Annotated in this window: 4 protein-coding genes; all 4 read left to right on the top strand. The window is 41.9% G+C overall.

Annotation, left to right across the window (positions count from 1 at the left end; all coding sequences use genetic code 11):
- Window positions 1-347 precede the first annotated feature (347 nt).
- The 4 genes from JHJ32_RS22410 to JHJ32_RS22395 all read left to right on the top strand — a co-directional run bounded on the left by JHJ32_RS22410 (window position 348) and on the right by JHJ32_RS22395 (window position 4032).
- Window positions 348-959 (top strand): hypothetical protein, encoded by a 612-nt coding sequence (locus JHJ32_RS22410; protein WP_200122913.1) that lies wholly within the window; start codon window positions 348-350, stop codon window positions 957-959.
- A 197-nt stretch (window positions 960-1156) separates the two neighbouring features.
- Entirely contained in the window at window positions 1157-2188 is a 1032-nt protein-coding gene (locus JHJ32_RS22405) for an HNH endonuclease (RefSeq protein WP_200122911.1), read from the top strand.
- 175 nt (window positions 2189-2363) lie between these two features.
- A complete protein-coding gene (locus JHJ32_RS22400; protein ID WP_200122909.1) occupies window positions 2364-3839 on the top strand; it encodes a papain-like cysteine protease family protein in 1476 nt (491 codons plus the stop codon).
- Complete coding sequence (locus JHJ32_RS22395; protein WP_200122907.1) at window positions 3826-4032, top strand: hypothetical protein; 207 nt, start codon at window positions 3826-3828, stop codon at window positions 4030-4032. Before JHJ32_RS22400 ends, JHJ32_RS22395 begins: the two co-directional genes overlap by 14 nt.
- Window positions 4033-4128 lie beyond the last annotated feature (96 nt).

The following is a 4128-nucleotide window of genomic DNA, read 5'->3' as shown; positions in this document are numbered from 1 at the left end:
ATGAGTTCTTTTTACGACTCTCCGCTTGGCCTGCGTCTTAGATACCGCATCCAGCATGCGAGTGATGGTGGCATCAGCATTTTTGATGACAAAATATTGATATATCAATTATTTGATTCCTATTGCAAGGGAGCAATTACCATGATCAACGAATACATTTACCTGGACAACAACGCTACCAGGCCACTCGACTTATCTAATTTGCTCACAAACGGCATAACTTATTTATATAAGCACATTACATCTGTCTATCAGGCAATTGAGTCACATTTTTGCATGAAATCTGAACTATAATACTTGCATATCATCTAAAATACGTGTATCTTTGCGGTTAACAAGCAATCGTTATGGCAAGGGTAAATGAATTAAAGCGGCAACTAAAACCCGGTCAGGTCTATCGTAGGGAGGATTTGACTCCCTATTCCAATGCCGTAGATCGTCATCTTGCCCAGCTGGTACGAGACGGCACATTCCAAAAATTAGCGCAAGGCCTCTATTATTTCCCAAAAAAGACCGCCTTTGGCACGCCGCCACCAAATGATGAAACGCTGGTACGTAGTTTTCTTAAAGATAAGCGGTTCTTATTGACCTCTCCAAATAGCTATAATACCTTGGGTGTGGGCACCACACAGCTTTATAACAAACGGGTCGTGTACAACCTGAAACGCCATGAAGAAGTTACGCTGAATGGCAAAACCTTCTTTTTCCATAAAACGCCTTACTTCCCCAAAAAAGCTACTCCGGAGTTCTTGTTGGTAGACTTAGTCAACAATCTTGATAGTCTGGCCGAAGAACGCGAGCAGATATTGAAGAATATCTTGGCAAAGGCCAAGACAATGGATTTAGCCAAATTGAAGCATGCCGTTGATAGGTATGGCCACAGTAAAACAAAAAAGCTGTTCCGCCCTGTGTTTGAAGAAATGAAAAATACCGTTAATGGCCGACAACTATCTTCATAACCGAAGGGATTTTCCCGACTTATTACGCATTCTCGAACAAGAAACAGGGATCACTAAAGGCCGGTCTTTTTTGCCCTATAGGCTCTCTTGTTTGCTCCAATGCCTCTGCTCCCACCAACCCTATGCAAACCCGTTTTTTTTGAACAGTTTTTGTGCTGGCTCCCCACATTGGCGGGACAAACCCGCTTATTCTTGGGATGACTCCCCCACTTTTGCCCACTTGCGGGCTGACTACAGGAAACGATACAAATCCCTATCTTTACGAAATGGATACCGCTGCCCTCCATACTTACCTCCACGCCCTCACACACCTCAAGCGTGCACCCACGCGGTATGGCACAGCTCCACATAAGCCCGTGCTGGTGCTTACGCTCATGGAGCTTGTGGAAAAGGGCACTGTGATAGCCAATCGTTTCGAAGCCAATGCCGAGTTGGTAGGCACATTTCTGGAAAACTGGCAGCTACTCGTCACTACGCCTCACCAAGCAGACTTTACCCAGCCATTTTATTACCTGCAAAGTGATAAAGCTGATGGCGAACCTTTTTGGCACCTACAAGCCAAACCTGGTAGTCAGATAAACAGCTACATAAAAAGCGTAAACACACTGGCCGAAGTACTGGATTATGGTGAGTTCCGCACGGACCTCTTTGCGCTCCTCCAAAACTCTGTAAGCTGCACCATCCTGCAAACAGCCCTACTTGATACGTACTTCCCCGAGCAAAAAGCTTACTTCCTTGCGGCCAAGCACAGTGGTGAGGGCTACCTGCACGATGTGGAGGCGTATATCCTTCAAGAACCGGAGGCGCAATATAAAACCATTCGCATCGACACCGAGGAGGATGTTTTTGTACGTAATAGGCTGTTCAAGCGACACATCCTCCGGCTCTACCAAAGCACTTGTGCATTTACCGGTATGCGCTTGGTGTCACGACATGACCACAGCTTTGTAGATGCTTGCCACATTGTGCCATTCAGTGTAAGCCATGACGACCGCATTGGCAACGGCATCGCGCTATGCCCCAACATGCACCGTGCGTTTGACCGCGGATTGCTTAGCGTGGATGAAGATTACCGGATTATTGTGTCGCCGCATTTCACGGAGGACGAGGCGCATGATTATAGCCTACGAAAATTACAAAACAAGAGAATCAATGGGCCACGGTCGGCAGAATACTTACCTCAACCTGATAAGTTGACTTGGCATCGGGAGCATATTTTCAAACGCTAAGTTGGACAAACTATCTTTAACGCTGCCAACGTAAAGGGCAACCAGTTCTGTGTTTTTTTGGTTTCAAGAAATAAAACGTTTATATTAGCGTCGCTAACTATACACTAATTCAAGTACAGCCTGAGAAGTATTTTAATCTAAACACAGCTAAACATTCGATAGTAACTTCATAAAAATGAAAGGAATTTCCTCTAATATCTATTCCCATGGCGATTTCGGTCAAGGGCTTCGTCGCTATCTCTCGTCTTTTTTTGAAATAAATACTTCATTTGTAGACACTAGCATCCAGTTTATTGAGGATAGACTTATTCGGTTTCTTAAACCAGACTTGCATTTTTTGATAGAATATCCATACGTGGATCGGCTTTATCGCAATTCCTACTATAATTATTATTCATCAAAGAACTTTAGATATTCGAAAGATGCATTAAGAGTATCGATATTCCGAAATGGGCTAGGCGAAGACAATTTATATGACGTAGACTTTTTAAAAGAAAATCACTTGGGCTTTTTTGTCATAAGACCAACTTTCCCAAATGTCTTAGGTCGAAATGTCATCAATCCACAAGCATTTATAGATTCTGATTTTTCTGTAAGCAAATCGACATTCAGTGTGACCGCAAATTCTCTAAAGGTTAAAGTAGACGGCTTTCCTCACGCTTGTCAGGATGCTGAATCGATGACATGTGCCGAGACAACACTTTGGTCAATAATAGAATACTTCAGCAACAAATACAACGATTACAATCCTGTCTTACCGTCCGATATCCACAGGATATTATCCGAGTTAACTTACGAAAGACAAATGCCTTCCAAGGGGCTGCAAGCCCACCAAATATCTTATGCACTGAAAAAAGTAGGATTCGGTGTGCGGGTATATAGCAAACAGATATTTGGAACTGAATTTGACAGTATCCTGCGGGTCTATATCGAATCAGGAATTCCATTAGTATGTTGTGTCAGAGGCCCCGGAATCGGCCATGCTTTCAATGTAATTGGGAGAAGAAACATATCGGCCGAACAGTTCAATGACATTCCAATGGTAGATGTACGGGGAAATGGAGATCTCTTGTTAAAAGACTTAAGCTGTGCCAATAACGAATTTGTTTTTGTCGATGACAATTTTGCTCCCTACAGAATTAGCTCGTTAAAATTCCCCTGTGAACATTATGGCATTGCTCAATGGCAGCAATGCAGGATAACCGATATCATTGTACCGCTGTATCCAAAAATATATATGGAAGCTGGGGAAGCACGGAAATTCACACAAGAATTTCTAAAGCTCAGCACCTTTGCTTATAGACAAAGGAGGCTAGGCATACGAACTTTTTTATGTTCAAGTAGGACATATAAAAATTATTTGATTAGTTTACAAGGAGTTGACTTGGATATCAAGAAATTGTTTCTAAATTTGTCCATGCCAAAGTTTATTTGGGTCTCAGAAATATTTGATACTAATGATTTTTCTGCCGGTCTAATCGAAGGAGTGGTGCTGTTGGATGCTACGGAACCCAAATCTACACACGTTATTGGTGCGATTATTGATAACGTTTTTATAAGAAGAAATCTATCAGAAGATATATCAACAGGCGTATCTCTTGGAAAAATCAAACCATTCAACGATAATTTAATGTACTATGGAAGAAATTAAAAGTAATGCCGAATTAGTTCTTGAGCGTCTCAAAAAGCAAAACCAAGCCAAAGATGACTCCAAGATCAAGGATTTTGATTTCAAAGGTATGTTTGATGAGTTAGATAAATCCTTAAATGAATACAAAAAAGATTTTGCCGAAAAATCTTCAGCTTCGGAAATAAAGCTATCCGAGCTAACGCTTACATCATAAAGTCGATTCTTTAGGTTAACGAATTTACAACTCCGAACCCCATTTCGGAGTTTTTTTTTGAGCTATTTATTGTCAAATACTTGCCTCCTGGCCTTC

Source organism: Parapedobacter sp. ISTM3, from assembly GCF_016533505.1.
GTDB lineage: Bacteria > Bacteroidota > Bacteroidia > Sphingobacteriales > Sphingobacteriaceae > Parapedobacter > Parapedobacter luteus.
The sequence above is the reverse complement of the archived record's forward strand: the minus strand, read 5'-3'. Positions and strand labels throughout refer to the sequence as shown.

Excerpts from the sequence above, each read along its gene's own strand:
- JHJ32_RS22410 (WP_200122913.1), top strand. The coding sequence starts at position 348 with ATGGCAAGGGTAAATGAATTAAAGCGGCAACTAAAACCCGGTCAGGTC.
- JHJ32_RS22405 (WP_200122911.1), top strand. The coding sequence starts at position 1,157 with ATGACTCCCCCACTTTTGCCCACTTGCGGGCTGACTACAGGAAACGAT.
- JHJ32_RS22400 (WP_200122909.1), top strand. The coding sequence starts at position 2,364 with ATGAAAGGAATTTCCTCTAATATCTATTCCCATGGCGATTTCGGTCAA.
- JHJ32_RS22395 (WP_200122907.1), top strand. The coding sequence starts at position 3,826 with ATGGAAGAAATTAAAAGTAATGCCGAATTAGTTCTTGAGCGTCTCAAA.